At 37.6% G+C, this 16,275-nt stretch carries 14 protein-coding genes; 4 read left to right on the top strand and 10 right to left on the bottom strand.

The window, feature by feature from the left end; translation table 11 throughout:
* Nucleotides 1–23: 23 nt before the first annotated feature.
* Together F1737_RS05705 and F1737_RS05710 are read left to right on the top strand one after the other, a co-directional pair.
* Nucleotides 24–806: an FHA domain-containing protein gene (locus F1737_RS05705; RefSeq protein ID WP_317137813.1), complete on the top strand. Its 783-nt coding sequence runs from the start codon at nt 24–26 to the stop codon at nt 804–806.
* 129 nt (nt 807–935) lie between these two features.
* A complete protein-coding gene (locus tag F1737_RS05710; RefSeq protein ID WP_317137814.1) occupies nt 936–2,444 on the top strand; it encodes a serine/threonine-protein kinase in 1,509 nt (502 codons plus the stop codon).
* 1 nt (nt 2,445) lies between these two features.
* Here F1737_RS05710 and F1737_RS05715 read toward each other — a convergent pair whose 3' ends face one another.
* The 10 genes from F1737_RS05715 to F1737_RS05760 all read right to left on the bottom strand — a co-directional run bounded on the left by F1737_RS05715 (nt 2,446) and on the right by F1737_RS05760 (nt 14,134).
* Nucleotides 2,446–3,003: a glutamine amidotransferase-related protein gene (locus tag F1737_RS05715; RefSeq protein WP_317137815.1), complete on the bottom strand. Its 558-nt coding sequence runs from the start codon at nt 3,001–3,003 to the stop codon at nt 2,446–2,448.
* Complete coding sequence (locus tag F1737_RS05720; RefSeq protein WP_317137816.1) at nt 3,000–3,680, bottom strand: diphthine--ammonia ligase; 681 nt, start codon at nt 3,678–3,680, stop codon at nt 3,000–3,002. Before F1737_RS05720 ends, F1737_RS05715 begins: the two co-directional genes overlap by 4 nt.
* Nucleotides 3,681–3,685: 5 nt before the next feature.
* Nucleotides 3,686–4,444, bottom strand: a complete 759-nt coding sequence (gene budA / locus F1737_RS05725) for an acetolactate decarboxylase (RefSeq protein WP_317137817.1) — start codon at nt 4,442–4,444, stop codon at nt 3,686–3,688.
* A gap of 95 nt (nt 4,445–4,539) precedes the next feature.
* Nucleotides 4,540–6,222: a YgiQ family radical SAM protein gene (locus F1737_RS05730; RefSeq protein ID WP_317137818.1), complete on the bottom strand. Its 1,683-nt coding sequence runs from the start codon at nt 6,220–6,222 to the stop codon at nt 4,540–4,542.
* Between the two features lie 129 nt (nt 6,223–6,351).
* Complete coding sequence (locus F1737_RS05735) at nt 6,352–7,944, bottom strand: FMN-binding glutamate synthase family protein (RefSeq protein WP_317137819.1); 1,593 nt, start codon at nt 7,942–7,944, stop codon at nt 6,352–6,354.
* A 434-nt stretch (nt 7,945–8,378) separates the two neighbouring features.
* Nucleotides 8,379–9,029 (bottom strand): NADPH-dependent F420 reductase, encoded by a 651-nt coding sequence (npdG, locus tag F1737_RS05740; RefSeq protein WP_317137820.1) that lies wholly within the window; start codon nt 9,027–9,029, stop codon nt 8,379–8,381.
* Nucleotides 9,030–9,192: 163 nt separating this feature from the next.
* Nucleotides 9,193–10,341 (bottom strand): iron-containing alcohol dehydrogenase, encoded by a 1,149-nt coding sequence (locus F1737_RS05745; RefSeq protein ID WP_317137821.1) that lies wholly within the window; start codon nt 10,339–10,341, stop codon nt 9,193–9,195.
* A 290-nt stretch (nt 10,342–10,631) separates the two neighbouring features.
* Nucleotides 10,632–11,282: an NADPH-dependent F420 reductase gene (gene npdG / locus F1737_RS05750; RefSeq protein ID WP_317137822.1), complete on the bottom strand. Its 651-nt coding sequence runs from the start codon at nt 11,280–11,282 to the stop codon at nt 10,632–10,634.
* Nucleotides 11,283–11,446: 164 nt separating this feature from the next.
* Entirely contained in the window at nt 11,447–13,072 is a 1,626-nt protein-coding gene (locus F1737_RS05755; protein ID WP_317137823.1) for a methyl-accepting chemotaxis protein, read from the bottom strand.
* A gap of 168 nt (nt 13,073–13,240) precedes the next feature.
* A complete protein-coding gene (locus tag F1737_RS05760; protein WP_317137824.1) occupies nt 13,241–14,134 on the bottom strand; it encodes an Mrp/NBP35 family ATP-binding protein in 894 nt (297 codons plus the stop codon).
* Between the two features lie 354 nt (nt 14,135–14,488).
* Between F1737_RS05760 and F1737_RS05765 the strand changes: the two genes are divergently transcribed.
* Nucleotides 14,489–14,959: a YbhB/YbcL family Raf kinase inhibitor-like protein gene (locus F1737_RS05765; protein WP_317137825.1), complete on the top strand. Its 471-nt coding sequence runs from the start codon at nt 14,489–14,491 to the stop codon at nt 14,957–14,959.
* A gap of 63 nt (nt 14,960–15,022) precedes the next feature.
* A complete protein-coding gene (locus F1737_RS05770; protein WP_317137826.1) occupies nt 15,023–16,198 on the top strand; it encodes a deoxyguanosinetriphosphate triphosphohydrolase family protein in 1,176 nt (391 codons plus the stop codon).
* The last annotated feature ends 77 nt before the right edge of the window (nt 16,199–16,275 follow it).

A 16,275-nucleotide genomic window follows, 5' to 3' on the forward strand; every position in this document is an offset into this window, starting at 1 on the left:
CAAATAAACTATATTGAACAATTATGTCTGAAGATGAAGATCCAAAAACAATTTTTATTGAAAGTGATGATGAGTTTTTCGAAGAACTTTCAGACTACCTTGATGCATTATCAAACCCGACAAGACTTAAAATTTTAAAGTCTATCGAAAAAAAGCCAAAAGATGTCAGGGAGATATCTTACGATATCGGAATAAGCTATGAAAATACAAAAAAACATATTCAAAAACTTCATCTTGCAGGAGTTATCAAAAAGGAAACCGGTCTTTCAGGGAGGAAATCAAAAGGAGTCCACCCCGTATGGAAATATTCCATTATGCCAGGAGGTCTGGACTCAATTTTTAAAAATCTTCAGATCTTCGGGGACATAAATCTAATACCGAATAGCCAGGTTTTCGAAAATAAAATTAAAGATCTTAAGGCAAAACTCTCCGAAGAGTTAACAACGGAAAATCCAGTAATATTCATAGTGGGAGGGCCTGAAGATGGAACAGCATATCCAATAAATGCCGGAAAAATAAGAATAGGGCGTTCCAATTCAGATCAGACATATCTGCAGGAAAAAGGAGACATTGTATTTTCGGAATTTTACGGGGCGGTATCAAGAATTACAAAGCCTCATTGCTATATCCACAAAGAAGCCAGTTCATGGTATATTGAAGACGTGGCAAGTACTGGCGGCACTTATCTGAATGATAAACTCCTCGAAAAGGAAATCCGTTATGAATTATCTGACGGAGATGTCATAGAACTCTCCAGAGGCGCAAGAAGCGGCAGATTCATTTTTTCAAATCCCAAATCAGAATAAGTTAAATCAAAAAATTATCATTCACAGTTCATTTTTTTATAATTAAGTTACAAATAACTAAAGCAGATATATCCATGTGGTGTTATTCTGTCATTTGAAAGAAAATTATATTTGGATTTTTTTTTACTGTTGACAATACTAGCACTGGCTGTCATTCCCGTATCTGCAGAAGAAAGTGTCGATAATTACGGATTTTCAGTTAAGATGGACAACAATTCTCTAAACATTACCTCTTCGGATGATGATTACCAGAAATATATGCAGAACTTTAGTTCAAACATACTTCTTCTGGTCATTTTATGTCTCTCAGGAGTATTCCTATACGCAATAAATGCTCTGGGAAATAAATATTCATCAAGATTCAGATATAAAGAAAGATTTTCCCTGAGGGTTTTTTTAATACCTGTCTATTCCATAATGGGAATATTATTGCTGATATCATCGCTTTTTTCAATAGCTTCAGTCGGAACGGTCAGTGATACAACAGAGAATTCTATAATGTTTATGTATTCCCTGATGCTCTTTTTATATGCCATAACTTCGATATGGATGGCATATTCAATTGTCAAAAAAAAGCCGTATATTTTCATATTAATTTTTGAAATAGCAATTCCTGTACTAATCCAGATTTTATTCATAGGAGACGGATACAAAGATTCTCTCGAACTTGCATCAGATGCAGGTATAACCTTCATTTTACTAATGATTCCTGTAATTCACACAAGAATGCTGGAATTAAAACCAGAGTACAAACTAAAAAATAAAAAAATCAGTGATGAGGACAAAAACAAAACACTGACAATTGATAAAAACGAAGCCGCAATATTAATGCAGACAAAAAAAAGCAATTACCTGCCTGCCGAATTAACCGAAAGATACATGGATGCCAGATACATCAAAAGAGGAGGAACCGCAAGAGTATTTTTTGCTAAAACAAGAGATACCGGAAAGACTGTTGCGGTGAAAATCCCGATAAGCTTTGATGAAAGAACAGGGCGAAGCTTTCTAAAAGAGATGAATATATGGGAAGAACTATCTCATGAAAATATTGTAAGGGTATTTTCAGTAAACATACTTCCTGTCCCTTATGTAGAGATGGAATACTTCAAAAATTCCCTTGCTGACGTTTCAAAACCGGTTGAACCTGATTTTGCACTTAAAATAATAAAAGGAATTGCAGAAGGCCTCTCTTATGCACATAATGCAGGAATTATCCACAGAGACATCAAGCCTCAGAATATTCTGTTGTCTGATGAAAACATTCCAAAAATCACCGACTGGGGCCTTGGTAAAATTCTGGGAGATTCTGCCGAGACAAGAACACTTGCTTTCTCACTGAATTATGCCGCTCCGGAACAGGTAGCTCCAAAAACATTTGGAAGAAGCGACAACAGAACAGATATATTCCAGCTTGGAATTTTATTCTACGAACTTATGACAGGCTCACTCCCCTTTTCAGGAGAAGGTATAGGAGAGTTCAGCAATGCGATTATTAATGACAACCCTAAAAAACCATCACAAATAAATCCGGAAGCAAAAAAGTTTGACAGGATTATTTTAAAATGCCTTCATAAAAATCCTGATGAGCGTTATCAGACAATAAATGATCTGATAAGAGATCTTGATAAATTAAAATAAATCAGATTAAAGAGATAATAAAATTTTTTAAAACCCACTCATTTCGGACTTCGGGATGGAAAACAACACCATAAACAGATTTTTCTTTATGTTTTATCGCCTGAATACCATCATCCGACCTTGCAATTTCAATAAAACAATCCGGAACAGTTACTGAATAATTATGGAGTTCATATGCCTCAAATTCCTCTTTTTTAGAAATAACCGGATCATCTGCAACACAGGATACTTTTGTCATTCCTATTTTTTTGTCTTTGACAACTTTACCTCCAAAAACTCCGGATATTACCTGTATCCCCGCACAAACACCCATTACAGGAATATTTATTGTTTTTATCCAGTCGAACAATTTGATATCATTTAAAAATTCATTGTCTTTAAGAGCCGTCCCACACAAAATAGCCCCATCTGCTTTATTTATATCCTCACATGAGATCTCTTTATAATGCATAATTTTAAAAATTACACCGCATGAATCCACAATCTCAGCAACGGGGTTCACAAATTCCGTTTTTGACAAAGAATCCGGTTTTCGGCACAAATCTATTATCAGAATCATTTTTCCTCCAGATGTGCCCCAATAATATTAAAAGTCCCGTTATAATTTCTGCATGACGCCAGATATTCATCAATTACAATTTTTTTACTAAAAAAAGGTGCATCGTAAACAAATGTTTCAAATTCACCGCCTTCTCCGGTCAGTGTAATCCTGCATTTTTCAGAAATCCTTTCAAGCTCAGAAAGGGTTTTTTCATCAATCGTCCTTCCAAGCCAGGTTTCATCAAAAGGATAAGAAAATACGCCGGTTATCATAACCTTAAATCCGGAAGAAATTATCTCTTCCATATACTTTTTCTGATTGACATACCAGAGCGGATTAAAACACCACAAATCAAGTTCACTGCATATCCGCTGTACACGGGATGCCTGGTAAACAGACATTATCGCGCCTGTAACAATACCTTCAATTCCGTATTTTTCTTTGGCAACCAGAATTGCGGTTTTAAGATCATCAAGTTCCTTTTCTTTCTCACCATTTGTTTCAACTTCAACAAGAGGAATGTTTGCCGCCTCTGCCTGAAGGGCAGAAAGGTTCACATTAGGGGTGTGAAACATATAACTTTCCTTATTTTTTGAAAGAATAGTAATCAGACAGGAAACTTCCTCTTTTGCCATCGCCATCCGGCATGCAAAAACCGAATCCTTCCCTCCGGAAAAAAGTACACCCAGCTTCATAAAAATCAGTTATTATTGTAAATCTTATTCTCTTCAGGCATAATCAACAGAAATTCATCCGAATAGTCAAGAGAAATAAAACCTGTCTCAAAAGTAAAGTCAATTATATGACCTCCGAATTCTCTTTTTTCATCAATAAAATGAAGATGAAAACCCTGAGCATTTAAACCCGACATATAATCAGGATGCCAAAAGCCGGTTGCCGTACCTGTAATTTCCTTTGCTTCAAAAATATTTTCACTCATGCTTAATGCCTCACTTAAAGGCACATAAGGCATCTCCTGACGGGCAACACTTCTGGCCTTAACTTCCGAATATTTCCCATCTATTCTTATTGTGCAAATCCTGTTATTCAATGTGAGATTTTCCTGCATAAGATTTTTTATCTCTGAAAAATTCATTGAATCTCTTATCTCAAAAACAGAATCAGGATTAAAACGGGTAACCTCTGCAAAAGGAGATGTCTCTTTTGAATCAACCAGGGTAACACTCCCATCACTTTTTATCTGAAAATATTCCCCGCCTGCTGCAACCATCTCCCCGTCAAGATGATCAAATGTTCCAAGACCTGTATCGCCCATATTCATAATAGCGCCGTATGAAACAGTACCGTTGTAATTTCCTTCAATCAGATTTTCAAGAGTTGAAACCTGACAGATTCTGTCCTCATCCGGTACTCCCGACGGATTAAATGTAATTACAGCAGATACAAAAAAAATCACTGCCACCGCTGCACCAAAGCCAAGGAGGTACTGTTTTTGCATAATCCTATATATCAGACTCCTGAATTTATCAGTTTATTTGAAAAAAGACAACAACAGATACTAAAATTCTGCAAAAATTTGTGGATTATCAGGGATTATTTATCAATCATAGCCATCTTTCTGCTGTTCAGACGCTTTTGATTTTTTTCAGAATGAACAGGTTCACCGCTTTTTGGATCATATCCAAGATAATACATTGCAGTTGAACGTGTCATCGGTGTGGGTGTAAATACCTGAAACTGCTTCCCCCTAAGATTATTTTTATCCAGGAAATTCTTTGTTTTTTCTGCCTCTATGTCATCCTCACCAGGATGGCCTGTAATTATGTAGGGAATTACAAATTTTCTTATACCCTCTTCTTTTTTTATTTTATTAAACGTCTTCAGGAATTTTTCAAAAACCTCTTTTGAGGGTTTATTCATGTAACCCAGTACTTTATCCGAGCCGGACTCAGGTGCAACCTTCATCTGACCAGATATATTGTTTTTGAGAATTTCACACAGAAACGTTTCATCAAGAATAGCCGGATCAAAACGAATGCCGGAATTTATAAAGACATGTTTTACACGCCCGATATTCCCTGCATCAATTAATAATGAGAGATATTCGTCCGTTCCGGAAATCAGATTTTTACACCCGTAACCATCTTTCAGGCAGTTATGTTCAGTGCAACCCCCCACACTACATGAAGATGCATACATGTTTGCAGAAGGTCCCCCGATATCTGAAATTGTTCCCTTAAAATCAGGTTGTGAGGCAATTTTCCTGATTTCTTTAATTACAGACTCACGGCTTCTTGAAATAACGGATTTTCCCTGATGAGAAGCTATGGCACAAAATGAACAGTCTCCATAACATCCTCTATGCGAATTAACTGAAGTTTTTATCATTTCAAATGCCGGAACATTTTCAAATCGCGGATGAGGACATCTTTCAAAATCTGTATCATATATGAAATCCAGTTCCTTTTGTGTAATATTCATACGTGGATTCTGAAAATAATATCTTGAATCCTGCATCTGTGCGAGATATTTATTGTCCCCGTTTTTCTCAAACAAATTTTGGGCTTTTGCAAACTCGGATTTTTGAGATTTTACTTCTTCAAATGAGGGAAGTGTGACAACATCACTAAAACCATCAATATTTTTTATAATTATCCCGGTACTTTCCACATCAAGTTCATCTATGGTAATTCCTGATTCCAGTTTTTCTATAGTTCTCAGTAAAGGATATTCACCCATCCCGTAAATGAGAATATCAGCTTTTGAATCAAATAATACACTTCGCCTTATTTTATTGGTCCAGTAATCATAATGGGCGATACGCCTCAAGGATGCCTCAATACCTCCGATAATTATTGGGACATTTTTTGAGACAGAGCGTATCTGACTGCAATATACATTTATGCATCTGTCAGGGCGAATCCGGTATTTTTTCAAATCCCCTTTTTGTGAAAAAAACGGATTTTTATTCTCACAAAATAAGTCTTCTTTTCGGGGAATATTGGTGGCAGTATAGTTTAAAACCATAGAATCCATCTGACCGCCTGAAACCGCAAATGCTATTCTTGGAATTCCAAGCTCAAGGAAATTTTTTGGTTCCTTCCATTTGGGCTGGGACAGAATTCCCACTTTATATCCGTTTTTTTCTAAAAACCTGCCCAGTATAGCCATTGCAAAAGACGGATGGTCAACATAGGCATCAGGCGTTACGATTATTACATCGCATGCATCCCACCCCATTTTGTCCATCTCTTTTTTAGAAGTAGGAAGAAACATCAGAATTCAACAACCAGGAAATTATTCCTGTATATTATTAATTTTTAATTAGGTAAAATACCTGACAAAAAGGTATAGTTATGAAGTGGTGGTTTAAAAACCTCCACTACAATTATCTGGTGAAATGGATTATTCGAGAAGGATGTCAAGTGCTTCTTCTTTGTAGGATTCCATGATGTAAGGAATACCGGAGACTTCTGCCGACTCAGGCGTAAGTGCCATGAGATCGTTTCTTGATATTGAAGAGAGACTGAAGTTTCTGCTTCCGGCCATGATCTGCTGCATTCCTGTTCTGAAACGCTGTGTGTAGGTGTAAATGCCTATTGCACCAAGAGGAATATCTTTGATTCTCTCTCCGTATTTTTCCCTGAGCTCTTCATATGTTACAAAGATCTCTTCAACAGTTGTTCCGTATCTTGAAACTGTCTTTGGAAGTTCACCTGCAGCAAGCCACTTCTGAATGTTCTTTCCAAGCATTCCCGGGATCATGAGACCACGACCCATGCATACAGCCTTAAAGTATGGAGCACCCATGCAAAGTGCCTTGAATGCATTTGCCTCATCCGCAAATCCGCCTGCAATTGCGAGGTCCGGAACACGCATTCCTTTCTTCTCAAGCTTTGTTGCAAAGTCATAAGCCATTGACTGAAGATAAAATGTAGGAATACCCCATTCGTTCATCATCGGCCATGGACTCATACCTGTTCCTCCGGGTGCACCATCTATTGTAAGAAGGTCAATCTTTGCCTCAGAAGAGTAACGGATTGCCATTGCAAGCTCTTTCATTGAATATGCACCGGTCTTTAATGTGATACGCTTGTAGCCGATATCACGAAGGCGATCTACTTCCTCTAAGAATCCTTCCTTTGTAACAAAACCGAGACGTGAGTGGCGCTCAAATTCTTTTATTGCCCCTGCCTTAAATGCTTCCTGAACATCATGTCGGGTCGGGTCCGGGAATACAATATATCCACGGTTTTTTAGTTCAATTGCACGTTCAAGTGAGTTTACTTTAATCTCTCCGCCAATGCACTTTGCTCCCTGTCCCCATTTAAGTTCAAGGGTTTCGAGTTCATGCTTTGAAGATACATATTCAGCTGTGCCAAGGCGTGTGTCCTCGACATTCATCTGGACAAGAATCTCACCATATCCCTCATGGAATTTTCTATATATCTCGATCCTTCTGTCCATCTCTGGTGATTCAACGACTTTGCCGTTTTTGTCAAGCTGAAGCTTTGGATCAACCCCACAGACATTTTCTCCACATACAAGTGTAATACCTGAAATTGCCGCACCGATTGCAAAGTGTTCCCAGTTAGCACGTGCAATTTCTGTTGAGCCAAGTGCACCTGTAAAGATTGGAACCTTCATTGGAACTTTTTTGTCCCATCCATATTCTGTTTCAGTGTCAACATCCTCAAAAACAGCAGTGTCAGGAGTACCTGTTACGCCTTTTAAAAGTCCTCTTGCACCGACTGCATATCCGTGAATATTGATATGTGAATAATCAATTGGATAGTCTTTGTCTGCACCTGCGGTTACTTCTCCAAAAGGACCGGGATATAATACTTCACGGCCTCTGAATGAAGAAAGCCAGATATCACAGTTCCCCTTACATCCGTCTAAACAGCGTGAACAAAGTCCGGACATAGGGACTACATTCCTTGAACGGTTTGATGTATGAACCGCCTCATTTGCATTTGGTCTCTTAAGATTTGCCATATTATTCTCCTCCGTGGAATCCGATTCTCAGAAAAATCGTATCATCACCCTGTAACTCGACATGAAACCATCACCCGACATTTCATGACAGTACATTTTTTTCTGAATCCAGTCTTCATAGGGTAGATCATGGATAAATAATTATTCCATCAATGAAATTGAACTGCATTTATGCAAATGCCTACACATATCTTCCTTCTAACAGTTTATAAACATTTCTAGGTACTATATAGTAACTATCTTCACCACAATAGTAATTCAGGATATAATATTCACATAAATTCTTTAAAAATCCATATTTACTGAATCATTCAGGCAGGGTTTTGAATAAATTCGGACATACAATATTCATGTAAAATTTGCAAAAATATAAGGGGCATCATTTCTCCTCAATAACCCTTATTTTTAGAGTATTAATATCCACACAAAAATACTCAGACAAATTTTATTCCAACATCCTTAAGCTTATTATAGCGTGCAATATTCAGAACAAGAGGCGTTACACTCTCAACAATCGATGAAACAGCGAGCGGTCCCGCATCAAACGCTTTTAATTTTGAGACCTCATTAACAAGATCCATTACAATCTTTTTGGCCTCAGCGTCATCACTGCATACTGCAACGGAATAATCAAGTTCTGTATCAATTTCTTTCCACCGGTTGGCAGCTATGTTATTAAAAGCCGAAACAACACGTGCACTTTCAGGAAGAAGTTTTTTTACTGCTAGTGCCGCCGATCCCTCCGGAGGCGGATCATGATAAAAGTGATCAGACCTTCCGATAGGATTTATTGGAGTTATTACAATTTTATCTTCAAATCCTGTCAAGGTGGACAGCGTCGATTCAAGATGTTTGTAGTTTATCGACAATACAATGATATCACCTGCATCAACTGCTTCCTGATTTGTAGCCCCGCAGCACAATGACTTGATGGAAACCTTACCCAGTTCCTCAATTGTACATTTACTTATATCACATGCTTTGTCCTTATCTCTTGAACCAAGATATACCTCATGGACATGTGAAAGCCTGTGAGAAAGCCCCTGACCAATTTCCCCGGTCCCACCTACAATCCCGATTTTCATGAAGGTTCAATAAAGGCAATGTTGTATATAAATCTATGTTCAACAATGACAATTTATCACTTTTTGAATAAGATCCAACTTATATATCCCTGATATTTAAAAAATACCCGCTTTTTGGAATATATTCTATCCAAAAAAATTTGAAAAATAAATGTAGCCTTAACTACATCGCATTTTTATAAATGGCAATTATCTCATCAACTTTGGCCTGCTTAGGGTTTGTCAAACCACAAACATCTTTTAAGGCATTCTCAGCAAGAACAGGGAAATCCTCTTCTTTTGCACCAATTTCCTTCAGACCAGAAGGAATACCAATCTTAGCTGAAAGTTTTTTGATTTCTTCAATTGCAGCATCTGCCCCGGCTTTTGTATCCATTCCCGAGACATCAACACCCATTGCTTTTGCTATCGGAACAAATTTTTCCGGAACAATCTCTTTATTGAAAGACTCTACGTGAGGCAGCAGGATTGCGTTGCAGACACCATGTGGAAGATTGTAAAATCCACCAAGCTGGTGTGCCATTGCATGTACATAACCAAGACTTGCATTGTTAAATGCCACTCCGGCAAGATACTCGGCATAAGCCATCATCTCACGTGCCTCAATATCTTTTCCATTCTCAACTGCCTTTGGCAGATATTGTGTAATAAGCTCAATTGCCTTTATGGCTGCAGAATCGGTCATCGGAGTTGAAATTGTTGAAACATAAGCCTCAACTGCATGTGTTAATGCATCCATACCGGTTGCGGCAGTAAGAGCCGGAGGCATGCTGATCATAAGTTCCGGATCATTTATCGCAACATCAGCAGTAAGTCTCCAGTCAACAAGTGCCATCTTAATATGACGGGAAGTGTCTGTAATTACAGCAAAACTTGTCATTTCACTTGCAGTACCTGCTGTTGTGTTGACAGTGATTAACGGAGGCAGTGGTTTTAGATCATGGCCTGCACCCTCATAATCCTGAATCTTCCCCCCGTTTGTCGCAAGAATACCAATACCTTTTGCACAGTCCATCGGACTTCCACCACCAACCGCAATAATCATATCACAATTCTGGCTTTTGTACATATCAGCGCCTTTATGGACATTGATATCAGTCGGATTAGGTTCAGCTCCTGCATAAATTACAAAATTAACACCGCTTGATTTTAAGAGTTCTCCGATATCTTTTGCAAGTTCTTCTCCGTGTTTTGACACCCCGCTTACGATCAAAGCTTTTGTGCCACCAATCTGTTTAGCCTGTGTTCCAATATCTTTTACACAGCCTGCGCCCATTAAGGCGACTTTCGGGTTATAAAAAGTGTATGTCATTCTTTCCCCCCAAGACACACCTGTCAGGTGTTCAGGTATCTAATACTAAAAAGTAAGATATATAGTTTACCCTCCAAAAAAAGGCAGCGAATATTTCGGGTATTTCTTAATATATATAATATGGATTATTCAAAAATTATTTATTGCCAATTTCTTATCAAAACTGCAAAGTACATACAGTATATCTATAAAAATCATCATAAATTAAAATTTATCCATACCCGCGAGTGCTTTAAAATACAATAATTTTGAACAATAACACATATAACAAAAAATCAGGAATGGGGGTATCAAAAGAATCTGACGCCAACATCCTTCATTTCGTTATATTTTGCAATATTTAAAATAAGGGGAGTAATACTCTCAACTATTGAGGACATCTGAAGAGGGCCTGCATCGACAGCATTTAAATTTGAAACTTCATTTACAAGCCCCATAACAATATTTTTGGCTTCTGCATCATCACTGCATACAGCAACAGAATAATCAAGTTCGGTGTCAAGCTGTTTCCACCTGTTTGCTGCAATATTATTGAAAGCAGAAACTATCCGTGTACTCTCAGGCAGTAGTTCCTTTAGGGAAAGTGCCGCCGAACCTTCCTTTGGAGGATCATAATAAAAACAATCCGACTTTGAAATAGGATTTATCGGAGTGATAACAATCTTGTTTTCAAAACCGGTTAGAGAATCCAGGGTTGATTTCAGATGCCTGTAATTTATTGAAAGAACAATAACATCCCCAAAATCAACTGCTTCCTGATTTGTTGCACCTTTGCATTTTGCCTCTATTCCATTCTCATAAAGAGTTTTTACCGTACATTCACTCACAATACAGGCTTTCTCCTTATCCCTTGAGCCAATAAATATCTCATGATTATGCGAAAGGCGATGGGCAAGACCCTGCCCGATATCCCCGGTGCCACCAACAATTCCGATTTTCATACTGGATACATTCCCATTATAAATAATTAATAAAATTGTACCTTTAATAACAGTTAATTATTTCATTTTAAGACGCATGACAAGAAATGTCAAAAAAATATAATCGGAAAAATATTTAGGTTCCTTTCATCGAAACCAATGATGAAAAAAGAAATAATAAAAATTTAAGTTTTGAATTTGTCCATTTCAGCTTTTAACGCCTTTGCAAGTTCACTGACTTCATGAACCGCACTTCCGATCTCCTCAACAGATGCACTGGCCTCTTCTGCAAGTGCGGCAAGTTCTTCTGTCTCTTTTTGAGCCTTCTTGGTCATATCAGCTCCCTCTTCGGTGACTGAAACAACTGCATTTGCAATATTTGCCTGATTCTCTATTGCGTGAGTAATTTCACCAATATCATGGCTTACCTGTTCTGCATCCTTTATGATAATATTTAAAGCATCGATTGCAGTATTTACGCTCTTTACGCCTTCCATTATCTCAGTGTTTGCAGATTTAATTGCAGTTGCTGTCTTTTCGCTGCTTGACTGAACTGTTGAGACCACTTTCTCAATATTTTCAGTTGCTTCACGGGCCTCTGCTGCAAGATTCTTAACTTCACCTGCCACAACTGCAAAGCCTCTTCCATGCTCACCTGCTCTTGCCGCCTCTATAGCAGCATTGAGTGCAAGAAGATTAATCTGACTGGTAATATCATTGATAAGTTTTACAACATTGTTTACTTCTTTTATCTTCTCTGTGAGATCACTTATTTCAACAACCGATTTTTGGGCAATATCCTCAACAAGAACCATCTTTTTGTTGGCATCATCACCGGCCTTCTGGGCATCTTTTCCTATCTCCACAACATTATTTGCTGCATTGAAGACTTCCTGTGAAGTACCTGCAATTTCTTCATTGGATGCTGAAAGGTCTGCAATCTGATAATTTATCTCTTCCATTTTCTTAAGAAGCTGCCCTGTCAAATCAGCAGTCTTCTGGCTGGACATCGCAACACCCTCTGCTGCACGCGAGACTTCATCAGTCCCTTTACTTACCTCGTTTGAATTTATTGAAACCTGTTCGGAAATTGAATTTGCCTGATTCACCGCATTTGAAACCTGAACTCCGATGTTGTCGACAGCCTCTTCAAAATTTATAAAATCACCGGAAATTTTAATTTTTTTGTCGAACCCTGCACTAAAATCGCCCATGGCATATATTCCACACACCCTTATTGCTTCATTCATCGGAATTATAAACGCCTCTACCGCATGATTTACAGACTCCACAACTTCACTAAATGCCCCCCTGTGCTTTGAAACGTCACCACGGTAACCCAGATTTCCTAAAACCGCATTTTCACCCAGAGTTTCAACCTCATCAACAACACCCCGGATTGACTCCATCATTGCAATAAAGGCAGGGAGTATTTTATCATTTGCACTCCTTTTACCAGTTCCTCCACCAATGTTTTTGAAATCCTGAAGTTTTGAGAGATCACCATCTCCAATTTTTTCGGCAACATCCTGAAGATTCAGCAATCTGTCCTGAACAATATTGATAGATTCAGCGATTCTTAAGAAAATCCCTTCATATTTGCCATTTACACGCTCTGTATAATCGTTCTCTGCCATTAAGGAAAGAACCCTGTCACCCTCATGCAATGCCTCAAAGCCTTTGACAACTTCAGCAATCTCAACTATGATGCCACGCAATTCAGGATTAAAATCCTCAGGGTCCGGCCTTTTGATAATGTCGCCACTGTTAATACTCTTGAGAATACTCTCGATATCTGATATGTCTTTCATCGTCAGACCTCCGTTATGTATACTTACCGTGTCGGGAATGGTATTTATAATTTTATCCTGTTTTCAAAAAACCAAAAATTTATCGATTATTACGAAAAAAAAGGCAACATGGAGCACTTAATGATAATTGATGAGTATAAAAAAAAGATTTGATTTTAATTATTTGTTTTAATTATTTATCTGTAAAAGAATATTTTCCATTACTTCATCGACATGCTTCCATGTCTCTTTATTCTGTTCTGTTCCGTCCCTGCGCATGATAAAAGGCTTCCCTTCGTCACCGGCTTTTCGCATATCCGGATCAATCGGTATTCTGCCAAGGTAAGGTACACTTAATTCATCAGCAGCTTTCTTTCCACCACCGATTCCAAAAATATCGATGGTATCCCCACAATGCGGGCAGATAAGACCGGACATATTTTCAATAATTCCAAGGACCTTAAGACCAAGTTTCTCAATAAATTTAACAGATTTTGTTGAATCCAGAATTGCAACTTCCTGGGGCGTTGTAACGATAACGGCTCCGGCAATATTTGGTGCGAGCTGTGCAATTGAAAGTGCCTCGTCACCGGTTCCGGGGGGTAAATCAACTACAAGGTAATCAAGATCTCCCCAGTTGACATCTTCAAGGAACTGACGAATAGCAGTATTCTTCATTGATCCACGCCAGATAATCGGACTGCTCTTGTCAGGGAGCAAAAATGCCATAGAAACAACGCCGAGTTTTCCTGTAAGCATTACAGGCTCAATGTGTTTTCCATCGTATGAATTAAGTTTTTCGTCTTCAATTCCAAGCATTTTTGGGATATTTGGCCCGTGAATATCAGCATCTGCGATACCTGTCTTATATCCCTTATTGGAAAGTGCCATAGCAAGATTTACTGCAACTGTACTCTTACCTACACCACCCTTGCCGCTTAAAACAAGAATAACATTTTTTACGTTCATCTCAACCTTTTGCTGCATGCCGGATGCTGCTTTCTGCGAATCATTGCATGAAGTTGCAGAAGCACATCCTTTGCAGTTTCCATCACATTCTGAGTTTGAATTGTTATCAGTCATTTTTTTACTCCCAAATATGTAAAAAAATTCAGTTTATATGTAGAAATATTCAAAATTAGTTAAAGATAAATGTATCAATTGTGCCACCTGAGATGAAATTTGGATTTTATCACAGATTTTCTTATTTTATCCACTTTAAATTCCATAAACTCCAAATTTTTAAAATAATATATTATGCTAAAAAAATTATCAGAATTTCAAAAATCAACATAACGCCAAAATTCTCCTGACAAAACAGAGAAAAATTAAAAATTCATTCAAAAAAAATTCTTCTGATTATTAGTCGGGCTCTTTGGATAAAGAATAAATAATGAGAAATTAGTATAGGTCATTTAAAAAAAGGGGGCAAACATCATGCAAAAAGAAATTCAAAAACTAAGTGTAAGTATATCGGTCTTAAAACTGCCATACAATTACACCTGTGACGGAAATGACATTTCACCCGAAATCTCAATCGGCGGTGTAAGTAAAGATGTCAAAAGTATGGCAGCAATAATGCTTGATCAGACTTCTCCTAAAGGAGGCAACTTTGTTCACTGGATCATGTGGAATATTGATCCTGCAATAATGATACCAGAAGATATTCCTAAAAAAGAAGTCATTGATTTCCCGTTCAATGCAGTTCAGGGAACAAACGGATTTGGGAAAATCGGTTACAACGGACCATGCCCGAAACCTGGTGAAAACCACAGATACCTGCTCAAAATATATGGCCTTGACACCCTTCTTGACTTAAAACCGGGTTCAAATTACACCGACCTTCAAAATGCAATTCATAATCATGAAGTTGCCTATGGCGAAACATTTGTCCTTTATGGAAGATGAAATTCTGCCATTTCTTTTTTTAGATTTAATTATAAATATTGAAATTTTATATCTTATATTATCTTGAATGAAAATGAAATTATAAATGATTGTAAAGGTTATGTAAATTCCTTTGAAAAACTGTATTCTCCATTTGCAACCAGGGATGCTGATGCCATACGAAGGCATAATCTTAAAAAACCGGATATAAGAACTAATTTTTCAAGAGATTCCGACAGGATAATTCACTCCCGTGCATTTGCACGTTATATTGACAAAACACAGGTATTCTACCTTGTAAAAAATGACCATATTACACATCGTTCTCTTCATGTTCAGCTGGTCTCTAAAATCGCAAGAACGATCGGCCGTGCCCTTCATTTAAATGAAGATCTAATTGAGGCAATTTCCGCAGGGCATGACATAGGCCATCCGCCTTACGGGCACACAGGAGAAGAATTTCTCTCAGATTTATGCTTAAAAAACAGTGCAGGAAAATTCAGGCACAGTGTTCAGAGCATACAGTTCCTGGAAAAAATAGAAAATACTGATCTTTCAATACAGGTTCTTGACGGAATAGTCTGCCATAACGGAGAAAAATATGATACTCACATTTCACCTCAAAAATGCGGTTCATGGAAAGAATTTGATGAGAGGGTAATAAAAATTAGAGATAAGGAGGAAGATATCCACCCGATGACCCCTGAAGGATGTGTTGTCAGATTTGCAGACACAGTTGCCTACATAGGCAGAGACATCCAGGATGCTAAGGAAGTTGGTTTAATTCAGAAAGATCATCAGTTGCCCGAGAGTGTTTCAAAAATTCTTGGCAATGAAAACCGTGATATTGTAAATATGCTGATAATGGATCTGATCTCCAACAGCGATATGGAAGAATCCTGTTCTGTCTCTTACAGTGAGGACGTATCTGCCGCACTTAATGAATTAAAAGAATACAACTATGAAAAAATATATAATAATCCGGTTCTGACATCACAAAAGAATAAAATAAAAAATATGTATGAATGTCTCTTCAGTGAATACTTAAAAGACCTCGAATATGAAAATAAAAAATCAAAAATATATACTGATTTTCTAAATAATCACTGGAATACAGGAATAAATTCAGGATATGCAGAATCGTCAGAACCGCCTGAAATAGTACGCGATTTCATAGCAGGAATGACAGACAATTACTTTGAAAGCAGATTTTATGAAACCGTTATTCCCTCAAAAGTTGAAGGCAGATTCGGCAGATAAACTATAACAGATCGGGAATAAAACACTATTTTTCCCTTATTTGTAAGCAATCTGATAAAAATATAAAAATCACAAAA

It is taken from the genome of Methanoplanus sp. FWC-SCC4 (genome assembly GCF_032878975.1).
Lineage (GTDB): Archaea > Halobacteriota > Methanomicrobia > Methanomicrobiales > Methanomicrobiaceae > Methanochimaera > Methanochimaera problematica.

What these genes read in the sequence shown, in the direction of transcription:
- F1737_RS05705 (WP_317137813.1), top strand. Translation starts at nt 24, where the DNA reads ATGTCTGAAGATGAAGATCCAAAAACAATTTTTATTGAAAGTGATGAT.
- F1737_RS05715 (WP_317137815.1), bottom strand. Translation starts at nt 3,003, where the DNA reads ATGATTCTGATAATAGATTTGTGCCGAAAACCGGATTCTTTGTCAAAA.
- F1737_RS05720 (WP_317137816.1), bottom strand. Translation starts at nt 3,680, where the DNA reads ATGAAGCTGGGTGTACTTTTTTCCGGAGGGAAGGATTCGGTTTTTGCA.
- budA (WP_317137817.1), bottom strand. Translation starts at nt 4,444, where the DNA reads ATGCAAAAACAGTACCTCCTTGGCTTTGGTGCAGCGGTGGCAGTGATT.
- F1737_RS05730 (WP_317137818.1), bottom strand. Translation starts at nt 6,222, where the DNA reads ATGTTTCTTCCTACTTCTAAAAAAGAGATGGACAAAATGGGGTGGGAT.
- F1737_RS05735 (WP_317137819.1), bottom strand. Translation starts at nt 7,944, where the DNA reads ATGGCAAATCTTAAGAGACCAAATGCAAATGAGGCGGTTCATACATCA.
- npdG (WP_317137820.1), bottom strand. Translation starts at nt 9,029, where the DNA reads ATGAAAATCGGGATTGTAGGTGGGACCGGGGAAATTGGTCAGGGGCTT.
- F1737_RS05745 (WP_317137821.1), bottom strand. Translation starts at nt 10,341, where the DNA reads ATGACATACACTTTTTATAACCCGAAAGTCGCCTTAATGGGCGCAGGC.
- npdG (WP_317137822.1), bottom strand. Translation starts at nt 11,282, where the DNA reads ATGAAAATCGGAATTGTTGGTGGCACCGGGGATATCGGGCAGGGTCTT.
- F1737_RS05755 (WP_317137823.1), bottom strand. Translation starts at nt 13,072, where the DNA reads ATGAAAGACATATCAGATATCGAGAGTATTCTCAAGAGTATTAACAGT.
- F1737_RS05760 (WP_317137824.1), bottom strand. Translation starts at nt 14,134, where the DNA reads ATGACTGATAACAATTCAAACTCAGAATGTGATGGAAACTGCAAAGGA.
- F1737_RS05765 (WP_317137825.1), top strand. Translation starts at nt 14,489, where the DNA reads ATGCAAAAAGAAATTCAAAAACTAAGTGTAAGTATATCGGTCTTAAAA.